Genomic DNA, 20,833 nt, shown 5'->3' with positions numbered 1-20,833 from the left:
CTACTCAATCACACGCCTAAAAGGCGGCAATGCATCAATTAATGATTTTCCATAACGCTTAGTGACTAAACGACGGTCTAAAATAGTCACCCGACCATAATCTTGCTCTTTACGCAGTAATCTACCACAGCTTTGCACTAACTTGCGCGAAGCATCTGGGATGGTTAATTGTAAAAATGGGTTTCCGCCTTTCACTTTAACGTATTCTGCGTGGGCTTGTTCTACAGGGGATGTTGGAACGGCAAAAGGCAATTTAGTAATAATCAAGTTAGTAAGGTAGTCGCCGGGTAAATCTAAGCCTTCAGAAAAACTTCCCGTGCCAAAAATAATACTAGGCTTTCCCTCATCACAACGCTGTTTATGTTGACTTAAAATTTGTTGCCTTGGCAGAGTGCCTTGAATAAATAGCTGCGAGGCGGGGATTTTTCCCTCAACAAGTTCAGCAACTTTCTCCATTTGCCAATAGGATGCAAACAGCACTAAAGATGCCATTTCACCATCAATTAATGCGATGATTTGTGTTGCTAATTCAGCGGTGTAATCATCGTCTGTGGGTTCATTATCCATTTGTGGAATAAACAATGTGGCATTATTTTCATAATCAAATGGTGATTGAAGGGCTAAAAAGCGGCTACCATCATGGGTACTTAAGCCCACTTGATGAGCAAAATGGTTGAAGTTATTCAAGGCTCTTAAAGTGGCACTGCACAATACCACCCCAGCAGCTTTTTGCCACAACATAGATTCAAGCATGAAGCCTACTTCAATCGGGGAGGCGCTTACGAGGTAATCCTGTTGCTTTCCTGTAATCAGTTCAATCCATCTTGCGGTTGGAGCACCTTTTTTACTGTCTTCTTTGGCAATCATTTTCCACAATTTATTAAGGTTTTCCAGGCGTTGCAGAATAAATCCTGTTTCAGATAACAAACCTTCCGATTGATGCTTTGGTACTTCACCGTCTTTGATGGCTTCAGATAATACTGCCACGACTTTATTAAATTGCTTGAGCCCGCTGCCCGTGGCAGTTGCCAAGTTTTCTGATTGAATGGTTAATGATTGCGGCAGTTGTCCGTGCTCAAAACGCCATCTTGTTTCAGGATTGGCAAAAAATTGAGGTTGAGTGTCGCAAAAATGCGCCACTTGATTAAGTAGGCTGACCATTTCGGTAATATGATCCAGCATGGCTTGAACCGGGGCAATAATATTGTTGGTTTTTAGTTGGTTTTGTAATTTGCTACAGGTTTTAGTGGCTTTATCTAACCAGTCGCATGCCCCTCTCAGCGTTGCTTGAGCGCTAGAAAAATCTCGAGCAACAATAGGCAGATGATGCGCTTCATCAATAATATAAAACATGTCTTCAGGTTCGGGCAGGATAACGCCTCCCCCTAATTCTAAGTCGGCAAACAATAAACTGTGATTAGCAATCAATACATCCCAAGTATCGACATCTTCTCGGGCTTTATGGAATGGACAATGATGGTGAGCCGAAACTTGACGGTGGCAACTGTGTTTGTCACAACATATTTGTTGCCATAAAAAATCTGGAATGGGATCTTTTAAACTATCAAGTTCACCGTTCCATTTTTTCTGATGATAATCTTGATGTAATTTTTGCAGTTGCTCTACCTGGCTCTGATCTGGTTTGGTTTGCCACATGGCCATTTGCGAGCCATCTTGCGAACCCATCATAGCTTCTAGTTTGGCTAAACACACGTACCGTTGACGGCCTTTCACTAAACCAAATTTAAAATCCAAGCCTGAATGCTGCAAAAAAAAGGGCAGATCTTTATGTAACAATTGCTCTTGCAGGGCAACGGTTGCTGTCGCTATGCATACTTTCTTTTTACTGGCGATCCCCAAAGGTATCGCGCCTAAAATATAAGATAGGGATTTACCAATACCTGTACCGGCTTCAACCACAATGATACGACGCTGTTTATCATATTCACCTGCTAAGGTTTTAGAAATTTCTGCCACCATATAGTTTTGTTCCCGGCGTGAACGAAACTGCGGCATTGCACAAGCAATGTCTTTATAGATGGTGCGAATTTGCGTTTTTACCTTATCGGTTAGCATGAGTAGTATGTATTCTGCTGTGACTGATTTATGCTGTACATAATAACAGTGAATCTTAATGCTTAAAACAGATAATCAAATTGAACACAAAACTCTTATCATCCAATCAAACATTAACTCGAATTGAAGGGCAGGTATTAACACGCCACGCGAGCTATCGCCAAGGAAAGTTAGTGCTGCAATATTATGTCAAAACTGGCACAGGTCCTGTGTTAGTTGAATTACATAATGAAGAACTGGTGTGTTTTTGTCGGCAAATTGACATTGATAAGTTAACGCCTTTTCTAACTCAAGCAAGAGTGGCCTCTTTGGCCATGTGCAACTTTCAACATCAAAGCGTTTGCGGTATTTACCTCAAAACCAGCTCTGCTTTAAAGCAACTTCAGCGCGTGGCGAATGACATTGGTGTCGCTTTATATGAAACGGATATACGCGCTGAGCAACGTTATTTAATTGAACGCTTCATTGCCTTTGATATTCAGTTTGAAGGCATTTGGGCTGAAAGTTTAATCAATTTACCAAAGTTAGATGCCTCAAGAGCCAGAAGGGCGCTACCGGCTAAATTATTGAATAAAAATAATCAAGCCGTTGTTAAAGATGCCTTAGAGCAAGACTTTAATCTCAAAGTCATTTCACTGGATGTTGAGTGCAGCATGCAAGGTGAGCTGTACTCTGTAGGCTTGTATGGGGCTGATTATAAACGTGTCATCATGATTGGTACGGCAAATGATTATCCAGATGCTGAGGAATACATCATTTGGGTTGCCGATGAAGTGGCTTTATTGCATGAGCTAATTGCTTGGTTTAGTGAGTTCGACCCCGATATTATTATCGGTTGGGCTGTGGTTGTTTTCGATTTAGCTTTGTTATTTAAACGCTGCCAGCTTCATCATATTCCTCTGTTGATTGGTCGAGGTGACACCGCGTTATCATGGAAAGTAGAGGATAAATATCGCCCAGAAACCTTAAATTTACCCGGACGAGTCGTTCTCGATGGTATTGATTGGCTTAAAGCTGCCTTTTATAAGTTTGATAGCTTTTCACTTGAGTTTGTCTCACGAGCCTTATTAGATGAAGGAAAAGCGATTGAACATGTTGAGAATCGTGGTGGTGAGATTAGCGACATGTTTATTACTGATAAACTAAAACTCGCCCATTACAACCTGACTGATTGCCGATTGGTATGGGATATTTTTGAAAAAACGCAATTACTGCCTTTTGCGATAGAACGCGCCAAGCTTACTGGACTGGAATTTGGCAGAGTCGGCGCATCCATCGCCGCATTTTATCATTTATATTTACCTTATTTGCACCGTAGTGGCTTTGTTGCACCGCAAATGCCAGCCAGTAACGGACTAGAAAGTCCAGGTGGCTATGTGATGGACTCTATCCCGGGGCATTATAAAAATGTCTTGGTATTGGATTTCAAAAGTTTGTATCCATCAATTATTCGCACTTTTTTAATCGATCCCAAAGGGTTAGTTGAAGGATTAAAAATTGCTGAGTCAGATGTCGATTCTGATGAGATTGTGGAGGGTTTTTTAGGCGCGAAATTTCATCGTAACAATCCCATTCTTCCTAAACTGATTGCCAGTTTAGCCGAGCAAAGGGAGTTGGCTAAAAAAAGTCAAAACCAACCTTTATCGCAAGCCATTAAAATTATTATGAATTCGTTATATGGCGTTCTGGGATCAAAGGGATGTATTTTTCATGATGCTAAACTTGCTAGTTCAATAACCATGCGTGGTCATCAAATTATGAAACTGACAAAAGCTTGGGTCGAAGAAATGGGTTACCAAGTAATTTATGGCGACACTGACTCTACTTTCGTTTGGCTGGGTGATGAACTGCAAATTAATGCTGATTTGATTGGCCGGCAAATGGCAGAGGCAATTACCCAAAAATGGGCCGCATGGTGTGACTCTGAATATCAATTAACGAGCTTTCTTGAGTTAGAGTTTGAGAGCCATTTTAACCAGTTCATTATGCCGACGTTAAGGGGCAGCGAGCTTGGCAGTAAAAAACGCTATGTAGGGTTAAAACTGGATAAACATTCTAAGCCAGAAATGGTGTTTAAAGGCATGGAACAGGTAAGAAGCGACTGGACTCCGCTTTCAAAACGAATTCAATATCAGTTATATCAACGTTTTTTTAATCAACAAGATGTGAGTGAGTTTTTACAATCTCAGGTCGCGTTGTTAAAACAGGGAGCGTTTGATGCTGAATTAGTATTAAAAAAGCGCTTAAAAAGAAATGTTGAAGATTACACTGCTAAATCAGCACCTCATATCAAAGCTGCAAAACTTATGGCTGAATATCAACAAGATAATACTTGGTTGAAAAGAGGAACGGTTATTGAGTACGTGATGACGACAGTTGGTGTTCAGCCTGTTTGCGATAAAATTTGGTTATTAGATTATGACTACTACATAGATAAGCAAATAAAGCCTATTGCCGAACCGATATTATCCCTATTGGGGTTGAGTTATGATGATTTATCCCATGGGCAAATGTTATTAATTTAATGCTTTTCTGCTCCAAAGTTAATTTGCTAACGCATCACAAAACGCAATTTGATGGGGGATTAGCGATGAAGGCTGTTAGTTAAAATTCTCTTCTTAATCGTCACCTCTTGGATAGGTTTAAACCATTATATTTTTTACCTTAGTGGGTTTTAAGCTTACAAGTTAATGGTGTTTCCAGTCATTGCATATGAAGATTCAATTGATTAGTGGGCTAAACGACGTTGTTTTGTGATTGCCTGACACAAAATAGCCTAATGCATAATTTATTAACAAAGATAAAACCGCCCTAACCATTTATCAGTAAAAAAAAGATTATTTTAAAAATTAAAAATTAACATTTGTAATTGCTTAACTCATCAAAATGCTGAGCCATGGTAATACGTGTGTTGTTATTTTGTTAAAGTTGCTATTTTTAAGCTGTTAAATTTGCAAATCAATATAAATTGATGATTTTTATTGGTAATTTCTTTGGTTCTCTCTTGAATGTCCAAAAAAGTTAACAGCTTGAAGCTGATAACTTGATTAACTTTTGCGCTTATGGTGTATCAATTGTTGATTACTTGTTTCAAATGTGATTTTATTGCGCTGTAAATGTGACTTTGTAACTCGTATTGTTACATATTCTCATTAACCAGCATGTCAATTAATGAACTGTTGGAATTATAAGAAAGACAAATATGTCCAGGGAGATAGACAATGCATAAGAATTTACTAGCTAAGTCAGTGCGCTTCGCACTTGTTAGCGGTGCAGCAGCAGCTGCATTTACAGCTCCAGCAGTTTTCGCTGCTGAAGAAGATGGCGCAAAAGTTGAACGTATTGAAGTAACAGGTTCACGTATTAAGCGTAGTGATTTAGAAGGTGCTTCGCCAGTAACAACAATCACTACTGAAGATATGAAGATGGAAGGTAACTTTACCGTTGCTGATGCTCTTCGTAACAGTAACCTTAACTCATTTGGTTCGTTCTCTGAACGTTCTGGTAGCTCTGCTCAATCTCAAGCAACTATCGATTTACGTGGTGCTGGTTCAAGCCGTACTTTAGTACTTATCGATGGTAAGCGTTTTCCTGGTTCACCAACACTTGGTGGTGCATCAGCTAACTTAAACGCTATTCCAATGGCTGCTGTTGAACGTATTGAAATTTTAACCGATGGTGCTTCTTCTACCTATGGTTCTGACGCGATTGCTGGTGTTGTTAACATCATCATGAAAAAGAACTATCAAGGTATTGAATTTAACGTTGGTGGCGGTTCTCGTGAAAGAGACGGCGGATTAACAAGTAAAGAATTCTCAGTTGTTGCTGGTTATCAAATGGATAAAGGTAACATTACTTTCTCCTTCGACCATCAAGATCGTAAAGGTATTTCTGATGCGGATCGTGATTACACTGCCGCAGGAGCACTTAACGCAAATTCACAAGCATATGTAGATACTCCAGGTTGGAGTATTTATGGTGCTACAGTTGCCGCTCCTGATTTCTCTTCAGCAGCAGCATCTCCATTATGTGATGATTTAATTAATGAATACGGTAATGATGTATTCGCAAAAGTAAAAGCTGATACAGATTGGAGCCCAGGTTCAGAATATTGTATGTATGCTTATGCAAACGTTTCATATAACAAAGCATCTGTTGACCGTAATACAGTTTATGTTGATGCTAATTATGAAATTGCAGAAGATATCGAGTGGTTTGGTCGTGCAATGGTGACCCAAAACAATTCATTCGGCCGTTATGCTCCTCCAGCTGCACCTTGGCGTAACATGTCTGCTACCAACCCACACAACCCATTTGGCGAAGAAACTACAGGTTATTTCCGTTGGGTAGGTATTGGTACGCGTGATGGTAATGTTGACGATTATAACCAAGATTACCTAACAGGTTTACGTGGTACCATCAGTGCACTAAATGACGCGCAGTGGGAAGTTTACTATCACCACAATATCGCTGATAACAAATCTATCGGTGAGTACTACTTAAGCTACTCTGGCCTTGCTTATAACCAAAAAAATGGTATTGATCTAGGTTCAGAAGACGGCATTAACAACATGAAAGCGACAACCTTAACTCAAGGTCGCGCTACATTTGATCAGTACAGCGGTGGTATTGGATTTGATGCTTTCGAATTACCAGGTGGTATGGTAGCTCATTACTTCGGTATGGAGTACTTCGATCAACAGTTCAGTGAAGTGTATGATGCACAATCTGAAGCTGGTTTAATTGGTGGTAGTGCTGGTAACTCTGCTGGTGGCGACCGTCAAGTATGGGCTGCATTCTATGAAGCCGTATTACCAATTATTGATGACGTAGAATTAAACTTAGCTGCTCGTTACGATGATTATTCAGACTTTGGTAACAACGTAGCGCCTAAAGCTTCTGTTCGTTGGCAAGCGCTTGATAATGTTGTTGTTCGTGCATCTTACTCAGAAGCATTCCGTGCACCTTCATTAGACCAGTTATATGCAGCAACTACTTTCAGTGCTGATACTGGTACCGACTACCCATTCTGTCAATCTAACGGTATTTCAGATGCTGATTGTGCTTCACGTCAGTTTGATACTTATATTCGTGCTAACAAAGATCTAGGTCCTGAAACATCTGAATATGTTAACTTTGGTGTTGCTTGGGATATCGTTGATGACATCGGTTTGAAAGTTGATTACTTCAACTTAAACATTGATGATGTTATTAGCCGTCGTTCAATCACTAACGTAATGCGTGGTATTGATGCTGGTACTTTACCAACTTCAGAAACTTTCTATGTTAACCGTGCTCCTAACGGCCCAGGTGGAACATTAGGTCGTGCAAATGAAGTCGGTACTGGTTATGGTAACGGTGACAAATTAGAAATCACAGGTGTTGACGTAGCGTTAAATGCTAAGTTTGAAACTGGTGTAGGTGATTTCGGTGTAAACTGGAACAACAGCTTCGTTCTTGAGTATAAACAAGAAATTGAAGGTGGTTCTGGTGCAACTGATATTGCCGGTTGGAATGGCTCACCAGACTTTAAGTCTAACATTACCTTAAACTACATGATCGGTGATCACAGCGTTTCTTGGAACTCTAACTACACTGATTCTACGTATGAAGATGATGATACTGGTCACTTAGATTCTTGGTTAATTCATAACTTAAGCTATGTATATGATGCTGGTAACTTTGGTTCAATCTTACTAGGTATTAACAACCTAACAGATGAAGACCCAGTATTAAGTTCAGCTGGTACATTTGACAATGCTGACCTATATAACAACTATGGTCGTGAGTACCGCGCAAGTTATACTCTTAAGTTCTAATCTTAGAGAAATATAATTTGTCATAATTGAAAAGGCTCCTAGTGAGCCTTTTTTATATTCAAAAATTAAGCATTTGTAGGTGGGGGTATGACTCAACATTGGTCTGACTATTGGAAGCAAGGTTATGTGACTTCATTTGGTTCAGAATTACAGCAGAATTATCAAGGAGAGTTAAAAGTCATATGGGAAACATTTGCAACTAAGTTACCTGCAAACTTTAATCTGTTAGATTTGTGCACGGGAAACGCTTCATTACCTTTGTTGATTCAAGATTGTTTATCTCAGCATGATACCAATGGGCAAATTATTGCCGTAGATCAGGCTCAGGTTAATCTTGACCCAAACAGACATACAAATAGCAATATTGACATTAAATTGATATCTGGAGTCAATTGCGAAGTTTTACCTTTTGAGTCAGAAACATTTGATTTTTGCATATCACAATTTGGAATAGAATATTCTTCGATATTACTAACATTGTCAGAAATCGCTAGGGTGTTAAAAATAAAAGGACAATGTCTTTTCGTTTTGCATCATATAGACTCAAGAATTTTAAAGGCCAACCAAAAGATTTATCAATTTATCACTCAACCTTACGTGCAGAGTTTATTAGGCAATATGAGCAAGCTTATTGTGGCAATGGGTGAGGTTCAAACGCATGATGATGTTATTAAAATAAAACAAAATAAAGAGTGTGAAGCGCTCAGACATCAAATTAATAAAGATATAAAATCTCTTGTGCAAACTGATGAATCAACAGCAAAAGAAAGTGAGTTGATGATGTACGTAGGTCAATTTTTCACGCAAGGCATGTTTTGGCCTGTGAGTCGAAAAAATGAATTTATCGACTTCATCGAACAAGAAATATCATCATCAAAGCAAAGGCTATGTGAGCTTATCAATGCGGCTGTCGATAATCAAAAATTGAATAGTATTTTATGTGAAGCTAGCAAGCTTAATCTTGTAGTACTTAGATCCGACATGGTTGTCGAAGGTGGAGAACCTATTGCTTATATATTGTCTCTACAAAAAGATAATACAGATAAAAAACCTTAACGATAGGCTGTAATTATCAAAAAATACTCACTAAATGTATAGAAAATAATCTTTCAAATTAAAATGGCAGATTAACACATCTTTCCAGTTCTTTTAGATGTTCCCAAATGTTGACACAGGTCAACATTTTGTGAAATGATGCGAGCGGGTCTATGCCTTAGCAGGTGTAGAAAAGGGAAGAAAAACTAACAATCACAAGAGAAAGATAGACTTATAGTTGTTAACGATTTATTAACGCAGTTATCAAACGTTTACAGTTATACACTCTACACTTTTTTAATTCACTTCAAATTGGTTGGGAACTATGTCCAAGGTAAGCAATAGAACAAAAATCGCTACTGCACTTGTTGGCGCACTGGCATTAGCTAGTAGCAACTTGGTAGTTGCAAATCCTCTTGCCGATGTGCAAAAGGCGGACAGCAAAATTCACGCAGATTCTGCAGCGTCACAACAAAAAGTTGACAAATATTTTGACCAAGCTCAAGACATGTTGTTTGAGTACGGCAGTGTTGCTGATGAGCGTGAATCGCTGAAGTCTTATAATGACTACGTCGCTGGTTTGGTAGCTGATCAACAAAATTCAATGGATGCAATCCAAAATGATATCAACGGTGTTGACCGTTTACGTCAAGGCGTTGTGCCATTAATGTTTAAAATGGTTGAAGCCTTAGAACAGTTTGTTCAATTAGACTTACCATTCAACACTGAAGTTCGTAAAGAACGTGTTGAAAACTTAAAAAACATTCTTAACACAGCTGAAGTTACCTTAGCTGAAAAATACCGTTTAATCCTCGATGCATACAGCATTGAGCGTGAATACGGTAACTTCGTTGCAGTTCACACTGGTAAGCTAAACCTTGATGGTAAAGAAGTGTTAGTTGATTTCTTTAACCTAGGTCGTGTAGCTCTTTATGCGCAAAGCTTAGATCAAAAAACAGCTTGGATGTATGACGCTGACGCTAAAACTTGGAACAAGTTAGAAGACAGCTATTTACGCGACATTACCAAAGGTATTCGTATTGCTCGTAAGCAAGGCGCTCTAGACCTATTCGCATTACCAATTCCAGCTGCGGAGACTGCACAATAATGAAGAAGTTAATTACATCAGCGCTAGTAGCTGCAACTTTCTCTTTAACAGCCGGTATGGTTTCTGCTGCAGATGCACCAAAAACTATTGACCAACTGTTACAACAAGTGAAAGTTGACCGTGCTAACGAAGGCAAAACAAACGCTAAGCGTGAAAGAGAATTCCAAGCTGAACGTGGCGATAAAGCATCTTTACTAAAACGTGAAAAAGACGCTCTAGCAGCAGAAAAACAACGTGGTAAAGATCTTAACCAAGCGTTTTTAGATAACGAGCGTAAGCTTGCTCAGTTAGAAGAGGACTTAAAAACAGCTCAAGGTGACTTGGGTGAAATGTTCGGTGTTGTTAAAGGTGAAGCGGGCGATTTCGCTGGTAAGCTTTCTGCATCTAATATCAGTGCACAGTATCCAGGTCGTGATGCATTCATCGCAGACTTAGGTGCGCGCAAATCATTACCGAAAATTGAAGAACTAGAACAATTCTGGGAAGCTCAATTATTCGAAATGGTTGAATCTGGTAAAGTGGTTAAGTTCGAAGGTTCAGTAACTGCTATTGACGGTAACGTTGCTAACACTACTATTCATCGTGTAGGTCCATTCAACTTAACAGCTGAGGGTAAATATGTTGTATACAAACCTGAATTAGGTTTAATTCAACAGTTATCACAGCAACCTGAAGGCTATCAAGTCAGTGCTGTAGGTTCGTGGGAAAATACCTCTTCAGGTACAGCTCCTTTCTATATCGATCCAGCCCGTGGCGTGTTATTGAACATCTTCACTAACAAAGCCAGCTTAGAAGATCGTTTAGAAGCAGGTGGAACAATTGGTTATATCATTCTTGCTTTATTAGCATTAGGTATGTTGATTGCAGTTGAACGTTTAATCACTCTTACTATCATTGGTGGTAAAGTGAACAGTCAACGTAAGAACATTGATAACCCAGGTAACAACGCTTTAGGTCGCATCTTAAAAGTTTATCAAAATAACAAAGATGTTGACGTTGAAACTCTAGAGTTAAAACTTGACGAAGCTATCTTAAAAGAAACGCCTGCTTTAGAAGCACGTATTTCTATCATTAAAGTTATTGCAGCTATCGCACCTATGATGGGTCTTTTAGGTACAGTAACCGGTATGATTGCAACCTTCCAATCTATTCAGTTATTCGGTACAGGTGACCCTAAATTGATGGCAGGTGGTATCTCTATGGCACTTATCACAACGGTTCAAGGTCTAATCGCTGCATTACCGTTAATGTTATTACACGCTGTAGTTGTTGCACGTAGCAAATCTATCGTTCAAGTTCTTGAAGAACAAAGCGCCGGAATCATTGCAGAGCACGCTGAGAAGAGGGCTGACTAATGATGCTAATCCTGATGGACATATGGGATTCCGTCAGGGGCTTCATGGCCTCCGGAGGCGACGTCCTCTGGTTGGTAGCAGCTGTGCTTTTCCTAATGTGGGTTTTAATGCTTGAGCGTTATTGGTATCTAAATTGGATATCACCGAAGCAACATCAAGCTATTATTGCTGCATGGGAAGCCAGAGATGAAACACACTCTTGGCATGCACACCGTATCCGTGAAGCTTGGGTGTCCCAAGCGAAGCAAGATTTGAATGCACGTATGCTGTTAATCAAAACCCTAGTTGCCATTTGTCCAATGATTGGTTTATTAGGTACCGTAACCGGTATGATTTCAGTATTCGATGTGATGGCAGTTCAGGGGACGAGTAATGCTCGTTTAATGGCGGCTGGTATCTCAATGGCCACAATGCCTACAATGGCAGGAATGGTAGCAGCTCTTTCAGGTGTTTTCTTTAGCACCCGTTTGGACTCGAAAATGAGAATCAGTTTAGAAAAGCTAAAAGACAGCATGCCTCACCACTAGAGAGAGATTGAACATGGCACGTAAGAAGCATTCCAGTATGGAAGAGGAAGCTCAAATTGATATGACCCCGATGCTAGACATCGTGTTTATCATGCTGATTTTCTTTATTGTAACAACATCGTTTGTTAAGCCATCAGGCTTAGACTATAACAAGCCTAAAGCGTCACAGGCTACGTCTAAACCATCGGCAAACATCTTTATTGGCATCAGTAAAACTGGTGTAATTATGATGGAAAACCGTCAGGTTGATATCGAGCGTGTAACAGCTAACGTAGAGCGTATGTTAGCTGAAGCACCAGAAGCAGCTGTTCTTATTCAAGCAGACAAAGACACTCAGCATGGCTTAGTGGTTAAAGTGCTTGATAACGTTAAAGCTGCCGGTATTGACAAAATTTCTGTATCAGCGGGGAATGAGTAATATGCTAAGAGCACTCGTATCAATCATCATTGGTGCCGCAGTGACTTTTGGTCTGTTCGCCTTCATGGCATTCTTAGTCGGCGGCGGTGCACAGCGCAACGATGAGTCGACTGAGACCCCTGTTATTGAAATTACGATGGATAAGCAGGATTCGAAGGCACAGAAGAAACCAAGGGTGACTCCTAAGCCACCACCACCACCAGAGCAACCACCGAAGCCGGATACTACACCTCCAGATGCTTCAAACAATATTGATACGAATATGTCGTTCAATATGGGTGGTGTTGAAGCGGGTTCAGCATCTACAGGCTTTAAGCTTGGTAATATGATGACTCGTGATGGTGATGCTACACCTATTGTTCGTATCGAGCCTCAATATCCTATTGCTGCAGCTCGTGATGGTAAGGAAGGTTGGGTTCAACTGTCGTTTACCATTAACGAATTAGGTGGTGTTGATGACGTTTCTGTTATCAAGGCTGAACCAAAGCGCTTATTTGATCGCGAAGCAATTCGTGCATTAAAGAAGTGGAAATATAAGCCTAAAATTGTTGATGGCAAGCCATTAAAACAACCTGGTATGACTGTTCAACTAGACTTTACATTAGAGAAGGGAGGTAGATAATGCGTAACGTTACAACTATAGCAACAGCACTACTACTTTCTGTCTGTGGAAGTACTTTGTTGGCGAGCAACGCAACTGCAGCTGAAAAATGTGAAATTGACAAACGTCAATCTCGTGCTGTTGGCGAAAGTGCGGCTAAAAAGGTTCAAAAATCCTTTGAAGCTTATACTGAAGGCAATTTAGACCAGGCTATTTCGATATTATTAGAAGCGAATGCTAAGAACGACTTCGACAAAGCGTATGTCGATCGTATGTTAGGTAACTTCTATGCAGAAAAAGGCCAGATGTCTACGGCTATTAAGTACCTGAAAACAGCTGTTCAAGCTGACATTCTTGGTGGAACAGATCACGCAGCAACAATGCGTTTGTATGCCGATTTGTTACTTCAAGAGCGTAAGTTTAAAGAAGCTATTCCATACTATTATAAGTGGATGGAGTTTACCTGTAAGGCCGATTCTCAAATGTATCGCCGTATTGGTATCGCTTACACTGAATTAAAAGAGTGGAACAAGGTACTTGAAGTTGCAGACAAAGGTTTAGCTTTAGCTGAAGCACCTGATAAAAACTTATATCAGATGAAGTTAACTGCTTTCTTCAACCAGAAAAAGTATAAAGACGCCGTTAAAGTCCTTGAGACTATGGTGCCTTTATTCCAAGACGATAAACGTCTTTGGGTACAGTTAGCACAATTCTATCTGATGACTGAAGACTATGATCGTTCTTTAGCAACTTATGACTTAGCTTATAAAAATGGTTTCTTAGAGACTGATGGCAACATCACTCGTTTATCACAACTTTTAGCGCAAAAAGGTTCGCCTTATAAAGCGGCTAAAATTTATGAAAAACACATGAAATCAGGTTTAATACCAGAAAATGAGAAGACATTAAACATTCTTGCTGGTTTTTATCATAATGCGAAAGAGTTAAAAGAAGCTGCCAGTTACTACGGTAAGGCAGCTGCTGTAAGTAACGATGGTGAGTTGTATTTGAAACAAGGGCGTATTTTGTCCCTTGACCAAAAATACAAGGAAGCGATTCCTGTACTTGAAAAAGCACTTGATTCTGGGATAGAAAATCCAGGTGAAGCGCAATTTGAGTTAGCCCTTGTTCATTTAAGTCTAAAGCAATATAAGTCAGCTTATAATCGTGCTGTTCAGGCATCGAAAGATAAGAAGACAGCTAGAAGCGCAAACAGTTATATTTCTTATATCAAAGAAAAAGCACGTATTCATAACGTTGCACTATAACCTGTTCTTCAGTTAAAAAGCCCCGAAAGGGGCTTTTTTTATGCAAATTATAAATTTTCGTATTGATTAAACTATCGGTTATTGTGCTAATTTTTATTGCCCCAAAACAACGAGTTCAATTATGTGCTCGCTCATTATCAATATTGGTTAATCACAATAATCTGTCTACATACCATAGGGTATCTAGTTTCAATATTTTTAGTGATGTTGATTGTTAGATTTCAACATTCAACTCGGCAACACATGCTAATGCAAGTTAATCAATGCCTGATGCTGATCGTGGTCTAGTTCAAGTTGGCTTGATAATGACTCTACTTGTACAAACAGCGCTTCAATATTCTTATCATCACTTGGAATACAAATTCCACCGGCTAGTTTGTAATCAATGCTGAAAGTATGGTCTTTACCGTATCTTTCTTTAAACTGGTTTATTTGTGTTTCAATTCGTTCTAATACCACTTGCGTTCCTTGCTCGTCAACGTTGAATAATCCTAAGGCAAAATGATGAGTATCTAACCTCGCAATTAAGTCAGTTGCGCGTAAAAGCGCTTCTTGTATCTGATTGGTAAATAATTCCAACAAATGAGGTTGTTTTACTGTTTCATGAATGTGTGGGCAAAGATACAATAGGGCCAAGCTTTGTTTTTCTCGTAAATGGCGGTGCCACTCTCGATTAAACACTTCCATAAAATACATTTGATTGTAAACACCCGTTTCTGGATCTCGGAAGCTTGAATTGCGAAAAGAATAGATCATTGAGTCACTCCACTGAATATTCTTTTTAATTATAGATATGATTTTTGATTCATGTGTAAAAGGAATAATAAAAATGCATAAAACTCTCCTTGCGGCCAGCATATCGTTATTAATGGCGATTCAAGGTTGTAGTGATAACACTGCTCAACAAACATCAACAACAAAGAGTATGTCTGAAGCTATGCCTGCTGAAAAAGTCAGTGTTTCTGCTGAAGAAGCTTATTTAACTATGGTGGATAATTTTTTTCAGGAGCAACTTAAGTTAGAACCCATTTACGCCACTTTTGTTGGTGTAAACAAGTATAACGATCAGTTTGGTGATTCTTTGTCCGAAGCTTATTTAAAAGCCCGTCATGATCTCAATGCTAAATATTTTGCAGAGGCAAAAAAGATTGATGTTGATGCTTTACCATCGGATTTAAAGCTCAGTTACAGTATGTTTATCTACGACCGAGATATGGCATTGATGAGTGAGACATATCCAGAACACTTCCTGCCGATGAATCAGTTCTATAATACGGTATTTACCATGGTTCAGTTAGGTTCTGGCGAAAGTGCTCAGCCTTTCAACACCGTTGAGGACTATCAAAACTGGTTGTCTCGCCTAAGTGGATTTGTTACATGGCTGCAATTAGCGCAAGTTCGTATGGAAGAGGGCGTCAATAGCAAGGTTGTTTTGCCAAAAGTGCTAGTCGATAGAATGCTGCCACAGCTTGCAGCGCAAGTCGTTAGCGCCCCTGAAGACAGTTTATTCTACTCGCCTATCAAGCTATTGCCAGAGTCGTTTACGGATGAGCAAAAGAGTCAACTTACCCAAGATTATAAAGATTTTTTATCTACTAAATTAATTCCGGCTTTGACAGATCTACATCAGTATGTTCAAAACTCATACTTGCCAAACGCAAGAGCATCAGATGGATGGTGGGGATTACCAAACGGTAAAGTGTGGTACCAGCACTTGGCTAACAGCCATACAACAACAAAAATGTCTGTTGATGAGATCCATCAAATTGGCTTATCTGAAGTGAAACGAATTTTGGCCGAAATGGATAAAGTGCGTGAACAGGTTAAATTTGAAGGGGATTTAACCGCTTTCTTTGCTTCCCTTTCTTCTGAATCGCAGTACTTTTTTAATGACAAACAAGATTTGATTGATGGCTATATGGTGCTCAAAGACTCCATCAATCAAGTATTACCTAACTACTTTAATGTTATGCCTAAAGCAGATTATGTCGTTAAGCCAGTTGAAGCCTTCCGTGAGCAATCTGCTGCCGGCGCGTCATATGAATCACCTGCGGTTGATGGATCTCGTCCTGGTGTGTTCTATATCAATACCTTCAATTTAAAAGCACAACCTAAGTGGGGCATGACTACTTTATCATTACACGAAGCAGCACCAGGTCATCATTTCCAAATTGCGATTAAGCAAGAGTTAACTGGCGTACCCGAGTTTCAACGATTCCAAGGCTATACTGCGTTTGAAGAAGGTTGGGCGTTATATGCAGAGTACTTAGGCATTGAAATGGGACTTTTCTCAGATCCTTATCAATATTTCGGAAAGTTATCAGATGAAATGTTACGCGCCATGCGTTTAGTGGTGGATACCGGATTACATGCAAAAGGCTGGAGCCGTGAGCAAGCTATTCAGTATATGAAAGACAACTCACCTATGGCTGAGTCTGATATTGTTGCGGAAGTAGAACGTTATATGGCCATTCCTGGGCAAGCTTTATCATATAAGGTGGGTCAGTTAACCATCCTTAAGCTACGTGCAGAAGCTGAAGCTAAGTTAGGGGAAAAGTTTGATATTAAAGGTTTTCATGATCAAATTTTAACGACAGGTTCATTGCCGATGGCGGTAATGGAAACAAAAGTAGCAGATTGGGTTGAGTCTGAATTAGCTAAACACTAATCGCACTGAGTGTGTCACGTATCAGATTTATGTTAAGGTATGTGGCACATTAAATCTTTATTTAAAAATAAGTAGGAGTAAGAATGGTACAGGCAACAGCAAGACATTTGTTAGTCAGCACTGAAGAACAATGTAACGAATTAAAACAACAAATTGAAAATGGCGCTGAATTTGCTGCGATAGCGAAGTCTTATTCTTCTTGTCCATCAGGTTCTCAAGGTGGTGATTTAGGTTCTTTTGGCCCTGGAATGATGGTTAAAGAGTTTGATGAGGTAGTATTTAGTGCGCCTCTTAATACGGTTCAAGGCCCAGTTAAAACTCAGTTTGGTTATCATTTATTAGAAGTGACTAGCCGAGGTTAGTATTTAATCAGGCTTGCTAGCCTGTATTAAATTGATAAAGGCGGCGTATGTCGCCTTTTTTGTTGAGAAAGTAAATGGATATTGCACTTTATAGTGATAGGTTGATAGTAAGAAGCCTGCAACAACAGGATTGGCTAAACTTCTTGATGATGCATCAAGATATTGAAGTCAATAAGTATATTCGAGAGTTGGCAGAGGAAAATGCAATTAGGTTAACCTTTGAAGAACGATTAGCTTCTTGGTCGTTAGAAAGCGGTCAATGGCTCACGTTAGTTGTTGAAACGCTCGATAAGCAATTTGTCGGTCTAACGGGTTTTTATTGTCAAGATTGTCATTCAAAAAGAGTTGAAGTGGGTTATTTAATTGCACCTAATATGCAGGGTTATGGATATGCCACTGAGAGCTTACAGGCAGTGATTGATTGGGGTAGATTGCAATTTAATATTCATAAATATGTAGCAGTGTGTGAGCGCGGTAATTTTGCCTCACAAAAAGTGTTAACAAAATTAGGGTTTAATTTAGAAGCTGAATTTTTACAACACACCTATTTAAACGGAAAGTGGGTAGATGATTTTCAATTTGGTCTGGTCCTAGATTAAAATTAAAACAATTAAGTCCTGATAAAATTTTTATGGCTTGTGGCTTAATTTGTTGTACTATTTTTTGCAAGTATCTGCATGGTGCTGTTTTAGTTATGGGTATACATGTCTATGAGACACCAATCCCCAGATATTTTTTGCACTATTCAACAGCTGATATTATGCCTGCTCAAATTTAAATAACTTCTAAGTAAATTCATTACAAATGACTTCTTTTCCTCTGTGCTTTATCACATAATACCAAATACAATTGAAAATAATTCTCGTTAACACAGAAACTTTGATCTAGGTAAAGTTTTCCTTGTGCAAGCTTGTTTAGAATTGTCCGGTAATTAATGTTGTATAAGGTGACCTTGAATGAAACTTAGTGAGCTAAGTCCTGGTGATAAAGCGACCATTTGTCAAATTGGACATTTATCTCTTCCACAAACAGTAAAGCGTAAATTGCTTTCTATGGGGATCACCCCAAACACTCACTTTAGTTTAGTGCGACGAGCGCCAATGGGCTCTGGTGTCGAATTAAATCTTCGAGGTAGTCATATTTGTATGCGCAAAGATTTAGCGGATGTGATTGAGGTGGTACAGCATGACTAAACAATTTCATTGTGTCACCGTTGGTAATCCAAATGCGGGTAAATCAACGCTTTTTAATGCCTTAACGGGTTCAAATCAACAGGTTGGTAACTGGTCTGGCGTAACGGTAGAAAAGAAAACGGGCCAATTCTCACTTGCTGATACTGAGGTTTTTTTAACCGACCTACCTGGTATTTATGACTTGTTGCCTGCTGGTAACAGTTGTGACTGTTCGTTAGATGAACAAATAGCCCAGCAATACCTGGCTGAGCAAAAAGTGGATGCTATTATCAACCTTGTTGATGCGACCAATATTGAACGTCACCTCTACCTCACTGTGCAATTACGCGAACTGGGTATTCCAATGGTGGTGGTGCTGAACAAAATTGATGCGGCGAAGAAGCTGCAAATCGATATTGATATTCAAGCCATGATTGCTGCATTAGGTTGTCCGGTAATTGGGGTTTGCTCGCGTGATTTAAGCGATGTTGAATCGGTTAAAGCAAGTGTTTTAGCGATTGTGAATGGTGATACTGAAGAGAAAGCACTGCAACTTAACTATCACCCAGCGATTGAACAAAGCGTTATTACCCTGCAGCAACAATCTGAGTTACACCAACTGCCTTCCCTAAGTAGAGGGCGGGCTCTGGCAATGCTGGGGAATGGCAATGGGTGTGGCAGTTGTGACAGTAGCCAATTAAAAGAGGTTGTCAGTGCTTGCACATTAAAAGCACAAGCCAGTGGTGAAGATATTGAAGTGATGGTCGCCGCCACGCGCTATGACTTTGTAGAAAAGATTTTTAAGGCTTCAGTGAATGTGGGTCAGCATCTCAGCATGACCGATAGATTAGACAAATTTGTACTGCATCCGTTTCTTGGCATCCCAGTATTTTTATTTGTGATGTATTTGATGTTTATGTTCAGTATCAACGTCGGTAGTTCATTTATCGACTTCTTTGATATTACCGCAGGTGCCATTTTTGTTGACCATTTTGGCGCCATGCTCAGCTCAATAGGCTCACCTGAGTGGTTAGTGACTATCCTTGCAGGCGGCGTTGGGCAAGGCATTCAAACGGTTGCCACCTTTATTCCGGTCATTGCGGCATTATTTCTGGCGTTATCTGTGCTTGAGGCTTCTGGTTATATGGCCAGAGCGGCCTTTGTCGTTGATGGTTTAATGCGACGTATTGGTCTTCCTGGTAAAGCATTTGTGCCGATGATCGTTGGCTTTGGATGTTCTGTGCCAGCAATTATGGCAACCCGTACATTAGGCAGTGAGCGTGAGCGTATTGTCACAGGTATGATGGCTCCCTTTATGTCTTGCGGTGCTCGCTTACCGGTTTATGCATTATTTGCAGCGGCTTTTTTCCCAGAGTCAGGTCAAAACTTAGTCTTCCTGTTGTATATCATTGGTATTTTAGCGGCGATTGGCACAGGCTTGCTGCTGCGTCATACCGTACTACCTGGCACCAGTAGCGCTGTGGTCATGGAACTGCCTAGCTATGAAATGCCAAGAGCCAAAGCGGTATTTTCTCGTACGGTTAAACGCACCAAAAGTTTTATTTTGGGGGCGGGTAAAACCATTGTGATTGTTGTTACACTTCTAAACTTTATCAATGCGATTGGCGTTGATGGCAGCTTTGGCCATGAAGATAGCCAAGAGTCTCTGCTCAGTGTTGCTAGCCAGCAAGTAACGCCTTTGTTTGCGCCAATGGGGATCGAACAGGACAATTGGCCTGCAACGGTTGGTATTATTACCGGTATTTTTGCTAAAGAAGCGGTTGTTGGCACTCTTAATAGCTTGTATAGCTCTGCTGACTCTGGCAATGAAGACCTAGCGCCGATGAGTGATACCTTTAAAGAAGCATTGAGTACTATTCCGCAAAACTTATTGGGGATAGCGCCGGAAGATCCGCTTTCAATTGATGTTGGAAGTGTAGAAAATATCGATACAGCTGCAGAAGAATTAGCGGTAGATAAATCGACCTTCAGCGCTTTGCAGTCAGGTTTTAGCGGTCAAGTAGCGGCATTTTCATACTTACTGTTCATTTTGCTGTATACCCCTTGTGTTGCTGCAATGGGTGCGTTGGTCAATGAGTTTGGAATGAAATGGGCACGTTTTGCTGCGTTATGGACCTTTGCTTTAGCATATGGCGCAGCAACAGTCGTTTACCAAGGGGCAACGTTTGTTAAGCATCCTATGCAATCCATCGCCTGGATTAGTTTCTTTATTTTGGCGTTAGTGGTTTTCTTCATGTGGTTAAAGAAGAAAGGTCAAAAAGCCCAGCAAATTATTCCTGGAATCAAAATCATTACTGGTTAGGTTAATTAACAGATAAATTTTGACCAATAAACCCAGCTTTTGCTGGGTTTATTGTTTTTTTCGTTATTTTTTTTGTGCAATAGTTGTAACTACCAGAGATC

At 39.9% G+C, this 20,833-nt stretch carries 16 protein-coding genes; 14 read left to right on the top strand and 2 right to left on the bottom strand.

The annotated features are described in order from the left end of the window. Complete coding sequence (gene dinG, locus OHT75_RS01110) at window positions 1–2,076, bottom strand: ATP-dependent DNA helicase DinG (RefSeq protein ID WP_264724530.1); 2,076 nt, start codon at window positions 2,074–2,076, stop codon at window positions 1–3. Window positions 2,077–2,156: 80 nt separating this feature from the next. On the opposite strand from dinG, the gene OHT75_RS01105 reads away from it, so the two are divergent. From OHT75_RS01105 to OHT75_RS01065, 9 genes are all read left to right on the top strand, one after another. Then, a complete protein-coding gene (locus tag OHT75_RS01105) occupies window positions 2,157–4,601 on the top strand; it encodes a DNA polymerase II (RefSeq protein ID WP_264724529.1) in 2,445 nt (814 codons plus the stop codon). A 696-nt stretch (window positions 4,602–5,297) separates the two neighbouring features. After that, on the top strand, window positions 5,298–7,895 hold the full coding sequence (locus OHT75_RS01100) for a TonB-dependent receptor (RefSeq protein WP_264724528.1): 2,598 nt from the start codon (window positions 5,298–5,300) through the stop codon (window positions 7,893–7,895). A gap of 87 nt (window positions 7,896–7,982) precedes the next feature. Next, the gene (locus tag OHT75_RS01095; protein WP_264724526.1) at window positions 7,983–8,951 is read left to right on the top strand and encodes a class I SAM-dependent methyltransferase; all 969 of its coding nucleotides are present in this window, start codon (window positions 7,983–7,985) and stop codon (window positions 8,949–8,951) included. A gap of 304 nt (window positions 8,952–9,255) precedes the next feature. Further along, window positions 9,256–10,038: a DUF3450 domain-containing protein gene (locus tag OHT75_RS01090; protein WP_264724525.1), complete on the top strand. Its 783-nt coding sequence runs from the start codon at window positions 9,256–9,258 to the stop codon at window positions 10,036–10,038. After that, on the top strand, window positions 10,038–11,393 hold the full coding sequence (locus OHT75_RS01085; protein ID WP_264724523.1) for a MotA/TolQ/ExbB proton channel family protein: 1,356 nt from the start codon (window positions 10,038–10,040) through the stop codon (window positions 11,391–11,393). Before OHT75_RS01090 ends, OHT75_RS01085 begins: the two co-directional genes overlap by 1 nt. Next, window positions 11,393–11,920, top strand: a complete 528-nt coding sequence (locus tag OHT75_RS01080; RefSeq protein ID WP_264724522.1) for a MotA/TolQ/ExbB proton channel family protein — start codon at window positions 11,393–11,395, stop codon at window positions 11,918–11,920. The genes OHT75_RS01085 and OHT75_RS01080 overlap by 1 nt, the downstream gene beginning before the upstream one ends. A gap of 13 nt (window positions 11,921–11,933) precedes the next feature. Continuing rightward, window positions 11,934–12,338 carry an ExbD/TolR family protein gene (locus OHT75_RS01075; RefSeq protein ID WP_160053370.1) on the top strand — a complete coding sequence of 135 codons (405 nt, stop codon included), beginning with the start codon at window positions 11,934–11,936 and terminating at the stop codon, window positions 12,336–12,338. Window position 12,339: 1 nt separating this feature from the next. Next, window positions 12,340–12,960, top strand: coding sequence for an energy transducer TonB (locus OHT75_RS01070; protein WP_264724519.1), 621 nt, complete (start codon window positions 12,340–12,342; stop codon window positions 12,958–12,960). Further along, the gene (locus OHT75_RS01065; RefSeq protein WP_264724518.1) at window positions 12,960–14,207 is read left to right on the top strand and encodes a tetratricopeptide repeat protein; all 1,248 of its coding nucleotides are present in this window, start codon (window positions 12,960–12,962) and stop codon (window positions 14,205–14,207) included. Before OHT75_RS01070 ends, OHT75_RS01065 begins: the two co-directional genes overlap by 1 nt. Window positions 14,208–14,453: 246 nt before the next feature. On the opposite strand, the gene OHT75_RS01060 is transcribed toward OHT75_RS01065, so the two are convergent. Next, on the bottom strand, window positions 14,454–14,963 hold the full coding sequence (locus OHT75_RS01060) for a diguanylate cyclase domain-containing protein (RefSeq protein ID WP_264724517.1): 510 nt from the start codon (window positions 14,961–14,963) through the stop codon (window positions 14,454–14,456). A 73-nt stretch (window positions 14,964–15,036) separates the two neighbouring features. On the opposite strand from OHT75_RS01060, the gene OHT75_RS01055 reads away from it, so the two are divergent. From OHT75_RS01055 to feoB, 5 genes are all read left to right on the top strand, one after another. Beyond that, complete coding sequence (locus tag OHT75_RS01055) at window positions 15,037–16,875, top strand: DUF885 domain-containing protein (protein WP_264724516.1); 1,839 nt, start codon at window positions 15,037–15,039, stop codon at window positions 16,873–16,875. A gap of 83 nt (window positions 16,876–16,958) precedes the next feature. Beyond that, complete coding sequence (locus OHT75_RS01050) at window positions 16,959–17,237, top strand: peptidylprolyl isomerase (protein ID WP_264724515.1); 279 nt, start codon at window positions 16,959–16,961, stop codon at window positions 17,235–17,237. A 74-nt stretch (window positions 17,238–17,311) separates the two neighbouring features. Next, a complete protein-coding gene (locus OHT75_RS01045; RefSeq protein WP_264724514.1) occupies window positions 17,312–17,836 on the top strand; it encodes a GNAT family N-acetyltransferase in 525 nt (174 codons plus the stop codon). Between the two features lie 357 nt (window positions 17,837–18,193). Then, window positions 18,194–18,430: a FeoA family protein gene (locus tag OHT75_RS01040; RefSeq protein WP_264724513.1), complete on the top strand. Its 237-nt coding sequence runs from the start codon at window positions 18,194–18,196 to the stop codon at window positions 18,428–18,430. Next, complete coding sequence (gene feoB, locus OHT75_RS01035; protein ID WP_264724512.1) at window positions 18,423–20,732, top strand: Fe(2+) transporter permease subunit FeoB; 2,310 nt, start codon at window positions 18,423–18,425, stop codon at window positions 20,730–20,732. The genes OHT75_RS01040 and feoB overlap by 8 nt, the downstream gene beginning before the upstream one ends. The last annotated feature ends 101 nt before the right edge of the window (window positions 20,733–20,833 follow it).

Source organism: Shewanella subflava (genome assembly GCF_025971955.1).
GTDB lineage: Bacteria > Pseudomonadota > Gammaproteobacteria > Enterobacterales > Shewanellaceae > Shewanella > Shewanella subflava.
Note: the sequence above shows the minus strand (reverse complement) of the source record. Positions and strands in the feature narration are given on the sequence as shown.

What these genes read in the sequence shown, in the direction of transcription:
- OHT75_RS01055 (WP_264724516.1), top strand. Translation starts at nt 15,037, where the DNA reads ATGCATAAAACTCTCCTTGCGGCCAGCATATCGTTATTAATGGCGATT.
- OHT75_RS01045 (WP_264724514.1), top strand. Translation starts at nt 17,312, where the DNA reads ATGGATATTGCACTTTATAGTGATAGGTTGATAGTAAGAAGCCTGCAA.
- OHT75_RS01100 (WP_264724528.1), top strand. Translation starts at nt 5,298, where the DNA reads ATGCATAAGAATTTACTAGCTAAGTCAGTGCGCTTCGCACTTGTTAGC.
- feoB (WP_264724512.1), top strand. Translation starts at nt 18,423, where the DNA reads ATGACTAAACAATTTCATTGTGTCACCGTTGGTAATCCAAATGCGGGT.
- OHT75_RS01085 (WP_264724523.1), top strand. Translation starts at nt 10,038, where the DNA reads ATGAAGAAGTTAATTACATCAGCGCTAGTAGCTGCAACTTTCTCTTTA.
- OHT75_RS01070 (WP_264724519.1), top strand. Translation starts at nt 12,340, where the DNA reads ATGCTAAGAGCACTCGTATCAATCATCATTGGTGCCGCAGTGACTTTT.
- OHT75_RS01060 (WP_264724517.1), bottom strand. Translation starts at nt 14,963, where the DNA reads ATGATCTATTCTTTTCGCAATTCAAGCTTCCGAGATCCAGAAACGGGT.
- OHT75_RS01090 (WP_264724525.1), top strand. Translation starts at nt 9,256, where the DNA reads ATGTCCAAGGTAAGCAATAGAACAAAAATCGCTACTGCACTTGTTGGC.
- dinG (WP_264724530.1), bottom strand. Translation starts at nt 2,076, where the DNA reads ATGCTAACCGATAAGGTAAAAACGCAAATTCGCACCATCTATAAAGAC.
- OHT75_RS01065 (WP_264724518.1), top strand. Translation starts at nt 12,960, where the DNA reads ATGCGTAACGTTACAACTATAGCAACAGCACTACTACTTTCTGTCTGT.
- OHT75_RS01040 (WP_264724513.1), top strand. Translation starts at nt 18,194, where the DNA reads ATGAAACTTAGTGAGCTAAGTCCTGGTGATAAAGCGACCATTTGTCAA.
- OHT75_RS01075 (WP_160053370.1), top strand. Translation starts at nt 11,934, where the DNA reads ATGGCACGTAAGAAGCATTCCAGTATGGAAGAGGAAGCTCAAATTGAT.
- OHT75_RS01050 (WP_264724515.1), top strand. Translation starts at nt 16,959, where the DNA reads ATGGTACAGGCAACAGCAAGACATTTGTTAGTCAGCACTGAAGAACAA.
- OHT75_RS01080 (WP_264724522.1), top strand. Translation starts at nt 11,393, where the DNA reads ATGATGCTAATCCTGATGGACATATGGGATTCCGTCAGGGGCTTCATG.
- OHT75_RS01095 (WP_264724526.1), top strand. Translation starts at nt 7,983, where the DNA reads ATGACTCAACATTGGTCTGACTATTGGAAGCAAGGTTATGTGACTTCA.